This window comes from Natrialba chahannaoensis JCM 10990, from assembly GCF_000337135.1.
Classification (GTDB): Archaea; Halobacteriota; Halobacteria; order Halobacteriales; family Natrialbaceae; genus Natrialba; species Natrialba chahannaoensis.
This window is the reverse complement of record NZ_AOIN01000096.1, coordinates 105,188-121,687: the sequence shown is the minus strand read 5'-3', so window position 1 is coordinate 121,687 and position 16,500 is coordinate 105,188. Positions and strand designations below refer to the sequence as shown.

Annotated in this window: 14 protein-coding genes; 6 read left to right on the top strand and 8 right to left on the bottom strand. The window is 62.7% G+C overall.

Annotation, left to right across the window (positions count from 1 at the left end; all coding sequences use genetic code 11):
• The first annotated feature begins 341 nt into the window (after nucleotides 1-341).
• Nucleotides 342-1,862: a sodium:solute symporter family protein gene (locus C482_RS18160; protein ID WP_206537144.1), complete on the top strand. Its 1,521-nt coding sequence runs from the start codon at nucleotides 342-344 to the stop codon at nucleotides 1,860-1,862.
• A complete protein-coding gene (locus C482_RS18155) occupies nucleotides 1,859-2,086 on the top strand; it encodes a hypothetical protein (protein WP_006169263.1) in 228 nt (75 codons plus the stop codon). The genes C482_RS18160 and C482_RS18155 overlap by 4 nt, the downstream gene beginning before the upstream one ends.
• On the opposite strand, the gene C482_RS18150 is transcribed toward C482_RS18155, so the two are convergent.
• Complete coding sequence (locus tag C482_RS18150) at nucleotides 2,087-2,875, bottom strand: hypothetical protein (RefSeq protein WP_006169262.1); 789 nt, start codon at nucleotides 2,873-2,875, stop codon at nucleotides 2,087-2,089. It lies immediately after the preceding gene.
• A gap of 133 nt (nucleotides 2,876-3,008) precedes the next feature.
• Here C482_RS18150 and C482_RS21360 point away from each other — a divergent pair, with 133 nt between their 5' ends.
• Nucleotides 3,009-3,137, top strand: a complete 129-nt coding sequence (locus tag C482_RS21360) for a DUF892 family protein (RefSeq protein ID WP_152422045.1) — start codon at nucleotides 3,009-3,011, stop codon at nucleotides 3,135-3,137.
• On the top strand, nucleotides 3,138-3,476 hold the full coding sequence (locus C482_RS18145; RefSeq protein ID WP_006169261.1) for a DUF892 family protein: 339 nt from the start codon (nucleotides 3,138-3,140) through the stop codon (nucleotides 3,474-3,476).
• Nucleotides 3,477-3,511: 35 nt separating this feature from the next.
• On the opposite strand, the gene C482_RS21910 is transcribed toward C482_RS18145, so the two are convergent.
• Together C482_RS21910 and pyk are read right to left on the bottom strand one after the other, a co-directional pair.
• Nucleotides 3,512-3,925 carry a DUF7312 domain-containing protein gene (locus C482_RS21910; protein ID WP_006169260.1) on the bottom strand — a complete coding sequence of 138 codons (414 nt, stop codon included), beginning with the start codon at nucleotides 3,923-3,925 and terminating at the stop codon, nucleotides 3,512-3,514.
• Between the two features lie 92 nt (nucleotides 3,926-4,017).
• Entirely contained in the window at nucleotides 4,018-5,799 is a 1,782-nt protein-coding gene (gene pyk, locus C482_RS18135; RefSeq protein WP_006169259.1) for a pyruvate kinase, read from the bottom strand.
• A gap of 122 nt (nucleotides 5,800-5,921) precedes the next feature.
• Between pyk and C482_RS18130 the strand changes: the two genes are divergently transcribed.
• Nucleotides 5,922-6,209, top strand: a complete 288-nt coding sequence (locus tag C482_RS18130) for a GYD domain-containing protein (RefSeq protein WP_006169258.1) — start codon at nucleotides 5,922-5,924, stop codon at nucleotides 6,207-6,209.
• Nucleotides 6,210-6,220: 11 nt separating this feature from the next.
• Here the strand turns inward: C482_RS18130 and C482_RS18125 are convergent, their stop codons facing one another.
• On the bottom strand, nucleotides 6,221-7,270 hold the full coding sequence (locus tag C482_RS18125; protein WP_006169257.1) for a winged helix-turn-helix domain-containing protein: 1,050 nt from the start codon (nucleotides 7,268-7,270) through the stop codon (nucleotides 6,221-6,223).
• Nucleotides 7,271-7,454: 184 nt separating this feature from the next.
• Between C482_RS18125 and C482_RS18120 the strand changes: the two genes are divergently transcribed.
• Nucleotides 7,455-9,797 carry a serine hydrolase domain-containing protein gene (locus tag C482_RS18120; protein WP_006169256.1) on the top strand — a complete coding sequence of 781 codons (2,343 nt, stop codon included), beginning with the start codon at nucleotides 7,455-7,457 and terminating at the stop codon, nucleotides 9,795-9,797.
• Between the two features lie 89 nt (nucleotides 9,798-9,886).
• Here C482_RS18120 and metG read toward each other — a convergent pair whose 3' ends face one another.
• The 4 genes from metG to ppsA all read right to left on the bottom strand — a co-directional run bounded on the left by metG (nucleotide 9,887) and on the right by ppsA (nucleotide 16,432).
• Entirely contained in the window at nucleotides 9,887-12,016 is a 2,130-nt protein-coding gene (gene metG, locus C482_RS18115) for a methionine--tRNA ligase (RefSeq protein ID WP_006169255.1), read from the bottom strand.
• Nucleotides 12,017-12,422: 406 nt separating this feature from the next.
• Nucleotides 12,423-12,794 (bottom strand): hypothetical protein, encoded by a 372-nt coding sequence (locus C482_RS18110; RefSeq protein ID WP_006169254.1) that lies wholly within the window; start codon nucleotides 12,792-12,794, stop codon nucleotides 12,423-12,425.
• A 76-nt stretch (nucleotides 12,795-12,870) separates the two neighbouring features.
• Nucleotides 12,871-13,965, bottom strand: a complete 1,095-nt coding sequence (mfnA, locus tag C482_RS18105) for a tyrosine decarboxylase MfnA (protein ID WP_006169253.1) — start codon at nucleotides 13,963-13,965, stop codon at nucleotides 12,871-12,873.
• 100 nt (nucleotides 13,966-14,065) lie between these two features.
• On the bottom strand, nucleotides 14,066-16,432 hold the full coding sequence (gene ppsA, locus C482_RS18100; RefSeq protein ID WP_006169252.1) for a phosphoenolpyruvate synthase: 2,367 nt from the start codon (nucleotides 16,430-16,432) through the stop codon (nucleotides 14,066-14,068).
• Nucleotides 16,433-16,500 lie beyond the last annotated feature (68 nt).

The following is a 16,500-nucleotide window of genomic DNA, read 5'->3' as shown; positions in this document are numbered from 1 at the left end:
TGACCGTATGTAGCTGTGGGGCAGGGCTGAAATAGCGTTGCCAGCCCCACCATCCGAATCTGGTTTCTGTTCTGATTTGACTACTGGTTACGCGTTGTTGTGACTGTGACTGCTATTTTCGCCCACTGGTATACCTGTACCACCAATTAGCCACGTTGTACGACCCGGTCATACTCTGCAGGAAGTGATATCACTCACGAAAGTGCTACTTAGTCCCGATTGGGACTAGGTTACAGGTAGCATAATCTTTATATCTCGTTCAGCTAACTATCGAGTGATGTGGCAACATCTTACCACCTATCGGCGGTGCGGGCGACAGCCGTCGATTCGGGCCGTGGGTGATGAGCGTGGTTAGTGCGGCAACTGGGTATGCGCTTATCGGGCTCTGGGGAGGGATGATGCTCGCGCTGGCGTACTACATCTACCGCCAGCAGGGTGTCGACGACACGTCCGAGTTTGTCACTGCGGGTGGGCGAGCGCAACTCGGACTCGCGACGGCGAGCTTCGCCGTGACGTGGATGTGGGCCGGCGACGTCGTGGGCGTCCCCGAGTACGTCGGCTTCGTCGGCATTGCCGGGACGTGGATGTACGCCGCACCAGCGGTTCTCTCCGGCCTGCTCGTGATACCGTTCGCACTCCGGATGCGCCGACTCTTCCCACAGGGGTACACTTACAGCGAGTACTTCATCGAACGCTTCGGTCGGCGAGCACACCTCGTGGTCGTGCTGGTCATCCTCTACACGATGGTGCTCGGCGGTATCGTCCAGCTCTACGTCGGCGGCTTCGTCATCGGTGGCCTGACCGGTATCGATCCGAACGTCGTGATGGGGCTGCTCATGCTCATTATCGGACTGTACATCCTCGTCGGTGGTCTGTGGGGATCGCTGACGACCGACTTCGTCCAGTTCGTCAGCGCTATCATTCTTGTCGTCCTGTTCATTCCCCTGTTGCTATTCGAGGCCGGCGGCCCCGGCCTCGTCTACGAGGATATGATTTCAAACCTCGGCGAGGAAGCCTCGGTCTACCTGAGCATGCAACACTTCGATCCGATCGGCGATTTCTTCCTGCCGTACGCCCTCGGACTCGGTGTCTGGGGGATCGTCAGTCTCTCGACCTGGCAGCGTGTCTTCGCCGTGCGCCGCGATAAGACCACCCGCTTCCTGACAATCGGTGCAATCGGCGTCTTCACCATCATTTCGATGTACGCCGTCATCGGCTTCGTCGGGCTCGCGGCGTTCGAAATCGACTTCACTGGCGAAGGTGGCGTCCATCCCGAGAACCTCTCGATCGAGGCGCTTGGCCTCCTGCCGGAGTGGTCGCTCATCCTCTTCATGCTCGTCCTGTTGATGGTACTTGGCTCCTCGACGGACTCGTACCTGACTGCACTCGCCAGCCTCACCTCGCGAGACATCTTCTACCAGAACGTCAGCCGTGACGCAAGCGACGAGGCACAGCTCTGGGTCGCTCGGGGCGCGAGCATCTTCTTCGCGTTTATCATCTTTATCGGCACCGTCTGGGCACTCGACAACGTCGGCTTCGTGACGCTGTTGCTGGCGAGCGGGATCGGTGCGACCGGCCTTGCGGGACCGTTCGCGCTCTCGTTATTCTGGCACAAGACCAGTTCGACCGGCTTCATCACCGGTGTCGTCTGCAGTCAGCTCGTCTCGGCCTACCTCTTCCTCGGGAGCCCCGCGCTTCCGCTGTGGACGGAATTCCCACTTTGGCAGATCATGGCGATCGGTCACGCGATCGCGATCACGCTTACCCTCGTCGTCAGCCTCGTCAACCCCGACGACTTCGACTTTGAGGCGATCGAACACAGCGATGCAACCGTGCGAGCCGACGGAGGTGAGGAGCGATGATCGGCCAGACCGGCTTCGTCGTTCTGGTTGCCCTCATCTGGCTCTCCGCAACCGCGTTCGGTGGGCTCGTCGTCTACTGGTTCCTCAGACAGGGCTTCGCCGAAGACGGCGTCGAGAGCGGCCAGCAGTTCGAGCCCGAACCGTGGTCGTACACAAAAGTCTCGCTGCTGATCTGGGTCGGCTTCTTCGTACTCTTGCTGGCGTTGCTCGTCATCGCCGGCTGATCAGTCCTCAGCCGCCTGAGACTCGAGTTCGGCCCAGCCCTCCTCGACCCAGTCGGGTTCCTCGAGTTCGAGGTCGTCGTCGCGGGTGAACTCGCCGACGTGCACCCAGGTTTGTTCTTCGTTGTCGACCGGCATCATTTGGGTAATGTTGTAGGTTTGAATCAGACCCGACGAGTCGACCAGAAGGTCGAACTCGACGTGCTGATCACTGTGTTGGGTAATGTTGCCCGCGCCTTCGATTCGGTACCGTTCAATACCACTGTCAGACTCATCGACACTGACCGTGTGCTCGACTTCGCTGAGTTCGTACAACGACACTGGAAGGCTCGTCGACTCCAGACCCATGTTCTGACCGTGGAATTCAGTAGTACCCACAGCATCGGTGACGCGGCTGATACTCATCCGGTCCCCGTCTTCCCGCCACGTTTCGCGTGTCATCACCGCATCCGGCTCAGGGTCCGCAAGCGAATCCGGATCGACCCGCAGTACGTAACGAGCCGCATCCTCGGTAACCGTCTGTGTCGTGTTTGTCGTGCGAACGACATCACCCGACTCGTTGTGTATCACTCGCTGTTCCGTTCGTTCGAACTCGCTGTACTCGAGTGCGTCGTAGTGAGCGTTCGCGAAGGCGGTCGTGTCGGTGATTCCGTCCTCGGTGACTCCCGGCACGAGTTCGTCGTTCTCGGCGGTGAGTGGGTCCCGGTCACCGTTCGGAGATGAGTCGAACGCGCTACAGCCGGCACTCATCACGAGCAGGGCAACCAACAGGAGGGCGGCAAGCTGTCGCATGCAATCAGTTTGACTAATCGACAGCACCGCATAAATATATCCAGATAGCTGACTGATTGGCTACTGCAGCGGCCTGCCACCAGGTTGTCACACGACGCGAACCGCTTTGGGACACGGCGGTTCCCTCACGGACATGATCGAAACCGAACGAGACCTGTTCATCCAGCGACTGCGTGAGTTCTACCACCTCGAGCGCGAACTCGAAGACTTCCTGACCGAACTGGCCGAGGCCACGACCGACGAGGAACTCGAGTCGTTCTAGATGGCCCACAGCGAGACCACGACCGAACAGATCGGCCGGATCGAACCGCTATTCAATGTGATCGAGGCCGAACCGGGCGTCATCGAGAGTGACGTGCTCGATACCCTCACGAGCGAACGCGAGGACCTGATTGCGGACGTACAGGACCCGGCGCTCGGCGATCTCGTCGAGGCCGAACTCGGCCGGACGATCGAGCGCCTCGAGAGCACGAAACTCGAGACGCTGCTGGCGCTTGCGGATCGGATGGATTTGCCCGACGAGATTGTCGAGCCACTCGAGGAGACGAAGACTGAAGCGACGAAGGGACTGGAGCGCGCGAAAGAGCTCACGGAAATTTGAACTGAGGAGAGGGACGAGGCGACTGCTCGTGGCGGTCAGACCATGATCGAGACGACGCGGGCGAGGACGAGAATCATGATGAGCGCGCCGAGTGCGACGAAGAGTGCGTTCTCGAGTGACGGATCGCCGGCCTCGATGGGCGTCGAACTGGGCTCGGGAGCGTAGGGGTCGTCTTCGTCTGTCTCGGTCTCGCTGTCGGACTGGTGGGCTACGTCTTGGGTTGTGTCGCTACCGGAGTCTCGCGAGAGATCGATCGAGATGCGATCCGTCTCTGCGCGGTTATCCGGTGTTGTCGGTTGATTTGCGCGTAGTTCGGGGTCAGGTTTGGACTCGAGTTCAGGTTCGGGCTCAGACTCAGGCTCAGAGTCGGGCTCAGGTTCTGACTCCGTCCCCCACGACGCCCCCCAGTCGTCCTCACGACGGCCGTCATCGGACGTCTCGTCTACCATGAAGAGAAGTACACGGGCCGGCGTCAAAAACCCGCCGTCCTGGTGATCGGCTGGCCCGAGAGAGTATTCAGTCTCGGACAGTCTCGGCGTAGTTACTGGGTGTGTCGACTTGGTTGATCATCTCGGTGGTGTCGGGCCCCGATGTCGCCCTCGTAGACGACGCCGCGTTCCGCGTCAACGGTTACGACCGTCCCAGCGTCGGTGTCCGGAATATCCGCACCACTGACCATCGGCACATCGATTTCCCGTGCGACCAGCGCAGGATAGCCGGTCATCCCCCGCTGCGCGTTGACGATGCCGCCGATCGTGTGCAGATCGCCCGTGAATTCCTCGTCGAAGCCCGACGGGAGGACGATGATCGCCCCTTCTGGAACGTCGGTAAGGTCGCCGTCCGGCACGCGTGCGACCGGTCCCGTAGCGCGACCACCGACGACAACGCGACCCGTCGTCAGCGCCTCCGCGGCGACGTGGACCTTCAGCATGTTCGTCGTGTTCGCGCCCTCGAGTTCGGTCATCATTCCACAGAGGACGACCACGGTGTCACCGCTCTCGGCGACGCCGGCCTCGAGTGCTGCTTGCACCGCTTTTTCGACGACGGCATCGGCTCCCTGATCGGAGACTTCGGCGTACAGCGGGGTGACACCCCACGAGAGGGCGAGCTTCCGCCGGACGCGATGGCTCGGTGTCGAGGCGACGACGGGAACACCCGGCCGGTACTTCGCCGTCTTCAGCGCCGTGTAGCCGGATTCGGTCGCCGCGACGACTGCGTCAGCGCCGATGTCTCGCGCGAGGAAGCGAGCCGACCGCGCCAGCGCGTCCGTTCGGGCCTCGCCGGCTGCGGGAACGCGCTGCTCTAGCAGTTCGTCGTACTCCGCCGAATTCTCGACCTCGCAAACGATGCTGTCCATCGCGTCGACGACAGCAACGGGATGGTCGCCGATGGCGGTCTCCGCCGAGAGCATCACCGCGTCCGTGCCGTCGAGAACGGCGTTGGCCACGTCCGAGGCCTCCGCCCGTGTGGGTCGGCGCGCGTGAACCATCGAATCCAGCATCTCCGTCGCCGTGATGACCGGCAGACCGGCCTCGCGACACTTCCGGATAATCCGCTTCTGAATCATCGGCACGTCCTCCATCGGACACTCGACGCCCAGATCACCGCGGGCGACCATGATTCCGTCCGAGGCGTCGATGATCTCGTCTAGGTTATCTACCGCCCCAACGCGCTCGATCTTCGAGATGATCGGAATCTCCGCGCCGAAGCTCTCGAGTACCTCGCTGACTTCGAGGACATCCTCGGCGTCGCGGACGAAACTCGCCGCGACGAAGTCGACCTCCTTCTCGGCGGCCAGTTCCAGGTCCTTCCGGTCGGACTCGGTGACGACATCTAAGTCCAGGTCGACGCCGGGGACGTTCACACCCTTCCGGCCGCCGAGTTCGCCACCCGTGTCGACGTGTGCCCGTATGATGTCGCCCTTGTGCTCGCGGACCGTCGTCTCGATCAGGCCGTCATCGAGCAGGATTCGGTCACCGACTTCGACAGCCTCGATCGGTAGCGAAAGCCCGACCTGTTCACTCGATACCTCGTCGCTCTCGACGAACTCGATTTCGGAGTTGGACTCGAGTGTCACCGTTTCGCCCTCGGGAAGTGGAGCGGTGCGAATCTCGGGTCCCTGCATGTCGAGCATGACGGCAACGGGCTTCTCGCGTTGCTCGTCGACCGTGCGGACGCGGTCGATGAGTTCGGCTCGGTCCGCGCGGCTACCATGACTCGCGTTCAGTCGAGCGACGGACATCCCAGCGTCGGCGAGGTCGCGAATCGTCCGCTGATCGCTCGATGCGGGACCTAGCGTACAGACGATCTTTGCGTTTCTCATGGCTTGCGCTAGCGTGGGCATGGGCAAAAAGATAGGTGACTTACTCGAAGACGAGTTTGACTTTACTGCGACCGTCGTGTGCCACGACAACCGTTTTCCGTCTGTCCGGATCGTCCTGAGATATGCCAACGTACGCATCACTGATCGACGTTGACGATCGAGACGTCCAGAACGTACAGGAACTCGCGTCAATCTGGGGCGAAGTGCACACGGAGTTCGAGCAGCACAATGTCTCCCTCAAAGAATCGTACGCGATTCTCGGTGAGCACGACTTTCTTGCCGTGTTCGAGGCAGGCGACCGCGAGGCGGCGTTCAAATCTGCACTCACACTGCGTCGGCACGGCCTTCAGGCGCAGACAATGGAGATCGTCGACACCGACAATTTCTCGCACCTCGTCGACGAAGTGTGACGGCTGGAGCGCTACGATTCCGCTCGACACACCCGCTCTGTGTCGACGACCCGAACGTCGTCGGTGACGACTAGCTTGAGTCGTGCCGATTCGAACTCGATGGTGAGTCGCAGGCGGCGCGGCTCGTCATTCAGGACCGTTACCGCGTTGTCGTCCACGAACGGAAGGTTCCAGACACGGGTACTCGTGAGATCTAGCCCGTGTTCCCAGCAGAACGCAATCGCAGCCGGATGAGTGATCGCGACGATACCCACGTGTGATCCCCCGAGAGAGCCACACTCGTTACAGTTCGCACTGAACGTGTGTTCCCAGTGCCGGTTCGGGGTGTACTCGAGTGTTCGCTCGATGGGCGCGTGACAGTAGGGACAGATGGTCTCGAGCAACTGTTCGACGGTGTGTCGCCACAGCGTCGAGGCGGTGTCGAGCAGTTCGTCAACCGCCATTCCTCGCGCCGCCGCGCCGGTGGGTCGGACGGCGTGAGCGTACAGGAGGTCATCGCCGCGACGGATCTCGACGACGCTGTCCTCGTAGGTTGCCGTCAGTGGGTGCTGTGCTGTCGGGTCGTCGTGTGTATCGTTCCTCCCGGTATCGACACAGTCGTCTCTCGGGTTGTCGAGTACGACGGGGCCACACGGTTCGTGTGACCGCCAGGCGTCGACGTCGATCACTTTGGCGATTTCGAAGCCGGCGAACGTGAGGCGGTAGCCGTCGGTGCTGGAATCAGTGTTGGTACTGGAATCCGTGTCGGCGGTGGTCTCGGTGCCAGTGTCGCTACCGGTCCCAGAACCGGTACTGGTCGCAGCCTCGGTCTCGGTCCCGCTCCCGCGCTCGACGAACAGTCCGTCCAGCTGTCGCAGGTGATAGTTGAAGTTACCCTTATCCTCGACGCCGACTTCTGATCGGAGCGTCGAGTACGAGAGCGTCGCCTCTCGTGACGACGACTGCAGATGGTCGTAGAGCACGCGGAGGATCTCGAGTCGGGTCTCGTTGCCGAGCGATTTGAACGGGTCTGCGGGCCGTTTTGGTGTCGTTTCGTCGGTCGTCGTGTTCGGTCCTGTCATTCTGTTCTGATGAAGTGGCCTATCCGCCTGTCTGCTATGTGCCTGTTGTCTATCCGTCTGCTCATCATCTGTCCGTCATCTCTCCGTTGTCTATCCGTCTCCCGTCATCGAATCGACGGAGGCAGGAGCAAAATATTACTCCAAACACATACGTTGCACCCGTTTGAATCGACAACTACCTGTAATGTCGACTGATCCCTCCCGCCGGCAACTGCTCGCCGGCTCGGCGCTTCTCGGAACGGCAGCTCTCGCCGGACCAGTTACGAACACCGTCGGTGCCGATGTATCGACATCCGAACTGTCTGAGCCGGGTGAACGCTCGGGGCACAACGGAAGCGGACGAAGCGGTCCGACCACCGCTACACTGCACGCACAGCAAGACGAGGCCGAACTCGATCTAAAGCTAGATCCCGACGCCGTCGAGTCGTTCGTCGACGACACACTGGACACCGCCCTCGATGAACACGACATCGTCGGCGCATCCGTCGCCGTCGTCCACGAGGACGAGGCTATCCTCACGAAAGGATACGGCGTGGCAGACGCCGACACGGACGAGCCGGTTGATGCCGGCGAAACGCGCTTTCGGATCGGGTCGGTTTCGAAACCGATCGTCTGGACGGCCGCGATGCAACTGATCGAGGACGGCCAGCTTGATCCACACGAAGACGTGACGACATACCTCGACTCCGTCTCGATTCCTGAAACGGACGCCGAGCCGATTACGATGGCTCACCTCGCGACGCATACTGCCGGCTTCGAAGAGCGGTTTCAGGGAACATGGGTCACCGATCCCGACGACATGCGGGACTTGCCGACAGTACTTTCAGACGAACAGCCGGCCCGTGTCCGCCCGTCCGGCGAGGTGATCGCCTACTCGAACTACGGAACCGCACTCGCCGCCCAGGTTGTCGCCGATATCGCCGGCACACCCTTCGAACAGTACGCTCGCGAGAACGTCTTCGACCCGCTGTCGATGACGCAGTCGTCGTTCACACAACCGTTCCCCGACGAGGCCGCGAGCGCGAGCACCGCCACGGGATACAGCACACTCCTTGGATCGCCCCAGGAAGCGCCCGGTCTGCTCGTCGAGTTCACCCCCGCCGGCTCGATGACCGCGTCGGCAACCGACATGGCGCAGTTCATGCGCGCACAGCTCGGGGACGGCTCGCTTGGCACTGACGATAGTCGGGTACTCGAGTCGGAGTCCATCGCACAGCTCCAGGAGCAGTGGTTCACCCACCACGACGAACTCGACGGCTTCACCTTCGGCTTCATCGAGGGTACCATCGGTCCGCAGGCACACCGGACGCTCGAGCACAACGGCCACATCCCTGGTTCGTTCTACAGCGATCTCTGGCTGGTTCCCGCCGCCGATCTTGGTGTCTTCGTCACGTACAACACCGACAGTGGGGCGGTCGCGAGCGGTGAGTTCCGCGAGGCGTTCGCTGCCGAGTTTCTGCCCGTGGCTGAGGACGAGCCGACACCAGGCGAGCCCGATGGCCCACCCGCTCGCGCCGACGAACTCGAGGGCACCTTCCGCAGCGTTCGGGTCGTCGAGACGACGATGGGGAAGCTGCCGTCGACGGTGCAAGCGGCCAGCGCCGATGTCCGCATCGACAACGACGGCTTTCTCGTCACAGATTTCGGTGGGGGTCCCGACCGATGGGTGGAGGTCGAGCCGCTCCGCTTCGAGGCGGTCGAGGGCGATACGCAGCTCGCGTTCGGCGAGCGAGATGGTGACGTTCGATACCTCTTTCTCGATTTTCAGGCGTTCGAACGCCAGCCGTGGCACGAGTCGCTCTCGCTGCACGGTGGAGTCGCCGGCGCGACGATGCTGGGAATGCTCTCGGGAGCCGTCGGCTGGCCGCTGGCCCGTGGTTGGCGGCGGTTCCGTAGTGATAGCGATGGGAGCGGCGGTGGCGGCGATAGCGGGAGTGAGAACGAGATTTCCGACGCAACTACTGGCGAGGCCGACACCGATTCCGCTGCGTCAGCGCCGAGTGGTGCGGCTGACACGGAATCGCCGTCTGAGACACAGCAGATCGACGACTCGGCGGCTTCGAGTACCGCAGGCTCGGACAGTGCCAGCCCTGAGTCAGACGGGGACTCGAGTGCGTCCGTAGCCGAGGAGTCACAATCGAAGTCGGTGTCCCAGCCGCAGACACGGACACAGTCCCAGATCCAGTCCTCGCAGTCATCAACACCGCTTCACAACGCAGGCTGGGCGCGCTGGGTCGCCGGCGGCTCGATTGGGGCGCTGTTCGGCTTCCTTGCTGGCACTGTCGTACTCTACCTGTTGCAGCCGTACACGCTGCTCAGTAGCCCGCCGACGAGCTTCCAGCTGCTCGCCGTGTTACCGCTGGTCGGCGCGCTCGGAACGGTCGTGGCGGCAGGGTACGCCGTCCAGTCCTGGCGACTGTCGTGGTGGACGCTGCGCTCGCGGGTTCACTACACGCTCGTCGTGCTCGCGACGGCTGTCTTCTGCCTGCTGTTGGGATACTGGAACCTGCTCACGATTCCGCTGTAGGCTGTCTCCTGCCCCTGGTTGGCAAAACAAACGCCGCGAATAAGACGCGAAAACCGAGTTTTGCGTTGGAATCGGTGTCCGGGACGGCGTTACTGTACCTTCTCGCCCACGACAGCGTCGTCGTGGGTCGTCAGCAGATCCGCCTCGTCGCCCGCCGCAAGGATCATCCCGTTCGATTCGACGCCGAACAGCTCCGCGGGCTCCATGTTCGCGAGCAGGATGCACTTCTCGCCCGGCAGTTCGTCGAGGTCGTGCAGTTGCTTGATGCCCGCGACGACCTGGCGCGTCTCGAAGCCGATGTCGACCTCGACCTTCGCGAGGTCGTCTGCACCCTCGATCCCCTCGGCCGATTCGATGCGACCGACGCGGATGTCGAGTTCCTGGAAGTCTTCGAAGCCGATACGGTCCTCGAGGAGCGGCTCGAGGTCGCCAGTGGCTGCGTCGTCTGCCATAGCAGCCGATTCGTCCGACTCGGTGTCGTCGCTTTCGGTTTCCTCGTCTGCGTCGCTCTCGTCATCGCCGGCCGCCGCAACTCGCTCTGCTAGCTTCTCGTTCAACTCCGCCACGCGATCGTCTTCGATTTTCTCGAAGAGCTCACCCGGCTCGTCGAAGTTTCGCGGCGGGGACTCGAGTGCGTCCTCGAGATGGGCGTCTGCAACGTCGCCGTCCTCGCCTAACTGTTCCCAGAGCGCCTGGGCTTTGTCGGGGGCGATTGGTTCGAGGAAAACGCCGACGGCCTTGGCGATCTGGACGCAGTCGCGGATGACCTGTGCGGCCTGCTCGGGGTCGTCGTCGGTGAGCTTCCAGGGCTCGTTGCGCTGGATGTACTCGTTGCCGAACTGGGCGAGCTGCGTTGCGGCCTGGCCGATGCCGCGCAGCGAGTAGTCGTTGACGGCCTCGCGGGTTTCGCCGATAGCTCCCTCGATGCGCTCTGCGACTTCCTTGGAGACGTCCGCCTCAGGCGTGCCCTCGTAGTTGCGATAGGCGAACAGGAGCGAGCGGTACCAGAAGTTGCCCACGGTGCCGACGAGTTCGCCGTTGACCCTCTCCTGGAAGGCGTCCCAGGAGAAGTCGACGTCCTGCTGGAGGCCGCCCGTCGTGGTCAGGTAGTACCGAAGCAGGTCAGGGTGGAAGCCCTCCTCTACGTACTCCTTTGCCCAGATCGCACGATTCCGGCTGGTGGAGAGCCCCTTGCCGTTAATCGTGATGAAGCCCGTCGCGGCGACCGCGCGGGGCTTGTTGTAGCCTGCGCCTTCGAGCATCGCGGGCCAGAAGATGGTGTGGTGCTGGATGATGTCCCGGCCGATGACATGGACAATGTCTCCGTCGTCTTTCCAGACGCGCTCCCAGTCGTACTCGTCGGTGCCGACGCGGTCTGCGTACTGCTTCGTCGAGGCGATGTACTCGACGGGGGCGTCGACCCAGACGTAGAGGACGATGTCTTCCGTGGTCTCGTTATCTCCGTTTGGATAGTCGATCCCCCACTCCATATCCCGGGTGAGACACCAGTCCTGCAGGCCCTCTTCGATCCACTGCCGTGGCTGATTGCGCGCGTTTGAGGTCCCCTCCAGTCCGTCCAGGAACTCGGTGAGGTAGTCGGCGAACTCGGAGACCTCGAAGAACTTGTGTGTTCGTTCGCGGTACTCCGCTGGATTGCCGGTGATCGTACTCGTTGGGTCCTCGACCTCGCCCGGTTCCAGGTGGCGCTGGCAGCCCTCGTCGCACTCGTCGCCGCGGGCCTTCGCGCCGCAGTAGGGACAGGTTCCCTCGACGTAGCGGTCGGGCAGATACTGATCTGCGTCGGGGTCGTAGGCGACCTGAATCTCTTTCTCGTAGATGTACCCCTCGTCGTCCAGTGTGCGGACGATTTCCTGGGTCAGTTCGGTGTTCGTCTCGTCGTGGGTGTGGCCGTAGTTGTCGAAGTCGACGTTGAACTTCGGGAGCGTCTCCTCGTACTGGTCGTGCCACTCAAGCGCGAACTCCTCGGGTGAAACACCCTCTTTCTCGGCGTTGACGGCGACGGGCGTGCCGTGCATGTCCGAGCCGGAGACGTAGGCCGTTTCCTGGCCGAGCGTCTCGAGTGCGCGTGAGAATGCGTCTGCGCCGATGTATCCCCGCAGGTGACCGATGTGCAGGTCGCCGTTGGCGTAGGGCAACCCGCAGGTCACGACGGCGGGACGATCCGTCGGAAATGCGTCGTCAGTTGAATCCGTGCTCATATGCGTGTTCTGTCGGTGGTGGGCGTAAAACCCGCCGGTTTAGGTTTCGGGTTCGGTTTGCTCGCTTCGCCAGTGGTCTCGCTCACGAGTCTGCTCGTCAGTCGGCGGTGAGCAGCAACCGGGAAGCGGGAAGCGGAAAGCGGAAAGCGGGAAGCGGTAAACGGTGACCAGTGCCCTGTGAGCAGAGCAGTGGTCCAATCGATCGAACCGAGTTTCGCGCCACGAGGAACCCGTATGACCGGGTGCGGTCGTGATGCTCTACTCGGTGACGGCGCTGTCGCTACATTCGCATCGGGTGAGAACAGACGGGAACGACAGCGCGCGTCGTCATCTGTACGCAACCCTAGACGGTCGGCGTCTATAACTGTTGGTGCTCGAGTAACCACGGCTGCAGACCACCACTCCCTCATCCGTCGTCACTGTCGACAGCGTTGCCATCGTCAGACCCAGAATCAGTCTCCGCGTCCCAGATCGCTGGAAAGAGATCGAGTCGGCTGCCAAGGAGCAGTCCAGCACCCATCAGCCCGAACCCACCGAAGGTGACGAGAAATGTCAGCAGATCGAACTCGACGACGAGTGCGAGGGCCGCCCCGACCCAGGCGAGCCAGCCGAGCGCCTCCCAGGGCCGCCCGCCATAGAGCCGCCAGACCGACAGCGAGAGGACGAACCCGCCGGAGGCGGCTGCAACCGCGATTTGCTCGAGTGACAGCGTCAGCGATGCGACGGCCAGCAGTGCGAAGCCGACGAGCGCAACGCCATCTATCCGATCGAGCGCCATACACTCCTCTCGCGGCGGGCGTGATAAACGAGTATCGAAAGTCGAACACGCGATCGGGCCGACGTCAGCCCACCGGCTACTGTGTCGTCCGTGGCTCCGGCTCGGACTCGAGTGCATCGAGAGCAGCGACGAACGACTCGAGTTGCGTTCGCGTCACGTGGGGCATGCAGACAACCCGGAGTTCGCCGCTGCCGGTTCTGGAGATGCGCCAGCCAGCCTCGCGAAGCGCCTCGAACGTGGCCGTTGGGATGTCGGCTGCGACGAGCGGGAGTTCGGGCTCGACGACGTTGTAGCCCAGAGCCGCCAGTTCGGCGGCGAGCCACTCGGCGTTGGCCTGTGAGCGCTCGTACTGCTCGCGGTAGCCGTCGGGCCAGAGTTCGGTCATCGCGGCGACAGCGCTTGCGACGCCGGCACCCGAGCGGGTGCCGGTGAGCGTCGCCTGCGAGGTGGACTCGAGATACGGCGTGTTGACGGCCAGTTCGTCGAGCAGCGTCTCGTCGCGGACAAGCAGCCCACCGGCGGGAACCGCGGCCTGCCCCATCTTGTGTGGGTCGATTGCCATCGTGTCGACGGGTGCGTGGTCGAAGTGCCATGCATGGTCGGTAAAGGGCAGGACGAATCCGCCCCAGGCGGCGTCAACGTGGAGCAGTGCGTCAACGGACTGTGCAATCTCGCCGAGTTCGGGAATCGGATCGACACGGCCGTACTCGGTCGTTCCGGCGACGCCGACGACCATCGCCGTGGTCTTGTCAACGCAGGCACGGATGGCCTCGAGATCGACGCGATGATCGTCGTCGGTGGGGACAAGTTCGAGGTCGACGCCGAGCACGTTCGCCGCTTTCTGGAAACTAAAGTGACCCGATTCGGGCATGACGACGGTCGGGGTCTCGGTTGTCGCAGTTGTTACCCTGGCGCGTTCACGGGCGATTCGAACGGCCTGAATGTTCGCCTCCGTGCCGCCGCTCGCGACGTAGCCGGCAGGGTCGTCGAGACCGGCGACCTCACCCAGTAGGTCGATGGCCTCGGCCTCCAGGTCCGAAATCGTGGGGTAGGTTCCTGGATCGCCGGGGTTCGTCGCAAGAAACCGTTCGGCCGCCTCGCGTGCAACCGGGTGGGGTGTCGTACACATTGAGGAGAGCACCCGGTCGAACGCTTGGGGCTCGCGTTGCATATTTCGTCGTGGACCGTCCGGTGTTTAGTCGTTGCGTTTACCGATTTGCGGCGTGAAAGGAGTTGCTGGACGGAGTCGAACGTGACGGGACGAAACGCTGTTACCGAACCGAATCGAGCAACAGCTTCTGTTCGACGCGCTTGACCTCGTGCTGGACGTCGCGGACGGCGTCGATGTTCGCCGAAATCGAGCTAATGCCCTCGTTGACGAGGAACTGGGCCATCTCGGGCTTCGAACCCGCCTGGCCACAGATGCTCGTGTTCACGTCGTGCTCGCGGCAAGTCTCGATCACGTCGCCGATCAATCGCAGCACGGAGGGGTGCAGTTCGTCAAACCGATCTGCGACGTGCTCGTTGTTCCGATCCACGGCGAGCGTGTACTGGGTGAGGTCGTTCGTGCCGAAGGAGGCGAAATCGATGCCCGCATCCGCCATCTCCTCGACTGCAAGCGCGGAAGCCGGCGTCTCGATCATCACACCCCACTTGCGCTTCTCGGGGTCGATGCCGGCTTCTTCCATCAGGCGCTTGGCCTGATAGACGTCTTCGGCGTCGTTGACCAGCGGGAACATGATCTCGACGTTGTCGTAGCCCATCTCGTAGAGCCGGCGGAACGCCTCGAGTTCGTGGGCGAATACGTCGGGCCGATCGAGCGAACGTCGGATGCCACGGTAGCCGAGCATCGGGTTGTGCTCCTCCGGTTCGTCTGCCCCGCCCTCGAGTTGTCGGAACTCGTCGGTGGGTGCATCGAGGGTGCGCGTGCGGACGGGGCGCGGGTAGAACTCGTCGGCAACGCCGCGAATGCCCTCGACGAGTTCGGTGATGTAGGCGTCCTCGCCGTTTTCCTCGATGTATTTGGCTGGCGTCTGGTTCAGCGAGAGGATCATGTGCTCCATGCGCAGCAGGCCGACGCCGTCGGCACCGGTCGCGGCTGCGCGCTCAGCGGCCTCGGGGATGGAGACGTTGACCTTCACCTCGGTCGCGGTCATCGGCTTGACCGGCGACTGTGGGCGGACCTCCTCGACTGGTTCGGTCTCCTCCTCGGGTTCGACTTCCTGGCCCTCGAGTACTGCGCCTTTGTCACCGTCGAGCGTGACGAGACGGCCGTCCTCCAGAACGGTCGTCGCGTTCGTCGTGCCGACGACGGCGGGGACGCCGAGTTCGCGCGAGACGATGGCGGCGTGGCTGGTCATGCCGCCCTCGTCGGTGACGATGCCGGCGGCGCGTTTCATCGCCGGCACCATGTCAGGCATGGTCATCTCAGTGACGATGATGTCACCGTCGCTGACCTTATCGAGGTCGTCAAGTTTCGTGACGATTCGAGCAGCCCCGCTGACGGTGCCGGGACTCGATCCAAGGCCGTCGACGAGGATGCCGCCGGAGCTGGTGTCGGTCCCGTTAGTGCCGGTATCGGTGCCGTCGGTGCCACCCCCGGTGGCCGCGGCACTGCCGCTCCCGTCGGTGAGCCCCTGTGCGGCGTCGATACCACTCACAGCTGAGGCCGACGCGGCGTCTGCCGCGCTCTCGCTCTCGTCGATCGTCGTGATCGGTCGGGACTGGAGCATGTAGACGTCGCCACCAGCGATCGCCCACTCAACGTCCTGTGGGGTGTCGTAGTGATCCTCGACGCGCTCGCCGAGATCGAGCAGGCGGTCGATTTCCTCGTCGTCGATAACACGAGCGTTTCGCTTGTTGCCTGGCACCTCGCGCTCGACGGTTTCGCCCGTCTCCTCGTCCTTGACGTGCATCACCTTCTTCTCGGCGACAGTGACATCGACCGAACGGTCCTCGCGCTCGACGACGTAGTTGTCTGGGGAGACGGCCCCGGAGACCACGGCTTCGCCGAGTCCCCAGGCGGCCTCGATGATCATCGTCGGATCGCCGGTCGAGGGGTGGCTGGTAAACATCACGCCGGACTTTTCGGCGTCGACCATCTGCTGGACGACGACAGCGATGTTGACCACCGAATGGTCGAAGCCCTGTTCCTGACGATAGTAGATTGCCCGCTGCGTAAAGAGAGAGGCCCAACACTCTCGGACACGCTCGAGAAGGTTCTCCTCGGTCACGTTGAGGAACGTCTCCTGCTGGCCCGCGAACGACGCGTCCGGCAGGTCTTCAGCAGTCGCGGAGGAGCGAACGGCGACGAATGCTTCCCCGTTCCCAACCTCGCGATAGGATTCGAGAATCTCCTCGCGCAACGCGTCGGGGAACGGCGTCTCAAGGATGAGTTCCTGCGCGCGGTCTGCCGCAGCCGCGAGCGCACTCGAGTCCTCGACGTCGACGTCGACGGCGGCGAAGAGTTCCTCGTCGATCTCGGCCGATTCGATAAACGATCGGTAGGTTCCGGCGGTCACGACGAAACCTGGGGGGACGGGGAGCCCGGCTCCGGTAAGTTCGCCAAGGGAGGCACCTTTGCCGCCGACTTTCTCTATGTCGCCGGCGCTGATCTCGTCCAGCCAGAGTACAGCCATCTGTAGTCGTGTGGACACCGGATTCGATTAAGAAGGTTGCGAACGAGGGGCACGTTTCGCAACTCGGA

What these genes read in the sequence shown, in the direction of transcription:
- C482_RS18110 (WP_006169254.1), bottom strand. Translation starts at nt 12,794, where the DNA reads ATGGCGCTCGATCGGATAGATGGCGTTGCGCTCGTCGGCTTCGCACTG.
- C482_RS18125 (WP_006169257.1), bottom strand. Translation starts at nt 7,270, where the DNA reads ATGACAGGACCGAACACGACGACCGACGAAACGACACCAAAACGGCCC.
- mfnA (WP_006169253.1), bottom strand. Translation starts at nt 13,965, where the DNA reads ATGCAACGCGAGCCCCAAGCGTTCGACCGGGTGCTCTCCTCAATGTGT.
- metG (WP_006169255.1), bottom strand. Translation starts at nt 12,016, where the DNA reads ATGAGCACGGATTCAACTGACGACGCATTTCCGACGGATCGTCCCGCC.
- C482_RS18120 (WP_006169256.1), top strand. Translation starts at nt 7,455, where the DNA reads ATGTCGACTGATCCCTCCCGCCGGCAACTGCTCGCCGGCTCGGCGCTT.
- C482_RS21360 (WP_152422045.1), top strand. Translation starts at nt 3,009, where the DNA reads ATGATCGAAACCGAACGAGACCTGTTCATCCAGCGACTGCGTGAGTTC.
- C482_RS18160 (WP_206537144.1), top strand. Translation starts at nt 342, where the DNA reads ATGAGCGTGGTTAGTGCGGCAACTGGGTATGCGCTTATCGGGCTCTGG.
- C482_RS18145 (WP_006169261.1), top strand. Translation starts at nt 3,138, where the DNA reads ATGGCCCACAGCGAGACCACGACCGAACAGATCGGCCGGATCGAACCG.
- C482_RS21910 (WP_006169260.1), bottom strand. Translation starts at nt 3,925, where the DNA reads ATGGTAGACGAGACGTCCGATGACGGCCGTCGTGAGGACGACTGGGGG.
- pyk (WP_006169259.1), bottom strand. Translation starts at nt 5,799, where the DNA reads ATGAGAAACGCAAAGATCGTCTGTACGCTAGGTCCCGCATCGAGCGAT.
- C482_RS18155 (WP_006169263.1), top strand. Translation starts at nt 1,859, where the DNA reads ATGATCGGCCAGACCGGCTTCGTCGTTCTGGTTGCCCTCATCTGGCTC.
- C482_RS18150 (WP_006169262.1), bottom strand. Translation starts at nt 2,875, where the DNA reads ATGCGACAGCTTGCCGCCCTCCTGTTGGTTGCCCTGCTCGTGATGAGT.
- C482_RS18130 (WP_006169258.1), top strand. Translation starts at nt 5,922, where the DNA reads ATGCCAACGTACGCATCACTGATCGACGTTGACGATCGAGACGTCCAG.
- ppsA (WP_006169252.1), bottom strand. Translation starts at nt 16,432, where the DNA reads ATGGCTGTACTCTGGCTGGACGAGATCAGCGCCGGCGACATAGAGAAA.